This is a genomic window from Kocuria subflava, from assembly GCF_012163155.1.
In the GTDB taxonomy this organism is placed as follows: domain Bacteria; phylum Actinomycetota; class Actinomycetes; order Actinomycetales; family Micrococcaceae; genus Kocuria; species Kocuria subflava.
Genome location: NZ_JAAVUN010000222.1, coordinates 1 through 538, shown reverse-complemented (window position 1 = coordinate 538; position 538 = coordinate 1). Strand labels below are relative to the sequence as shown.

The window sequence follows — 538 nt, the reverse complement described above, 5'->3', positions numbered from 1 at the left end:
TCGACGTCGCCCTGCGGTGGGGCATCGGCTACGACACGACCGTGCGAACCTTCGTCAACATCATCGCCACGCCCAAGGGCGGCACCCATCAGACCGGGTTCGAACAGGCCCTGGTCAAGGTTTTCGGGAAGCAGACCGAACCCAATTCCCGGCGGCTGAAGGCCGGCAACGACAAGAACGACAAGGACGACGTCCTTGCAGGTCTCACCGCCGTCCTCACGGTCCGGTTGGCCGAGCCGCAGTTCGAGGGCCAGACCAAGGAGATCCTGGGGACCCCCGCGGTTCGGCAGATCGTGTCCAAGGTCGTGGAGAAGGAGCTCACCAAGGCCCTGACCGCCACCAAGCGTGATCAGAAGAATCAGGCCAACGCGGTGCTGGAGAAGGTCGTGGCCGAGATGAAGTCGCGCATCTCGGCACGCCTCCACAAGGAGACCCAGCGGCGTAAGAACGCTCTGGAGACCTCCTCCATGCCCACGAAGTTGGTCGAGTGCCGGTCGACGGACGTGGAGAAGTCCGAACTGTTCATCGTGGAGGGTGA

General features: G+C 63.4%; 1 pseudogene. It reads left to right on the top strand.

Annotated elements, in window-relative coordinates:
- A pseudogene (locus GTW58_RS13865) lies at positions 1 to 538 on the top strand (DNA topoisomerase IV subunit B); the annotation flags it as partial.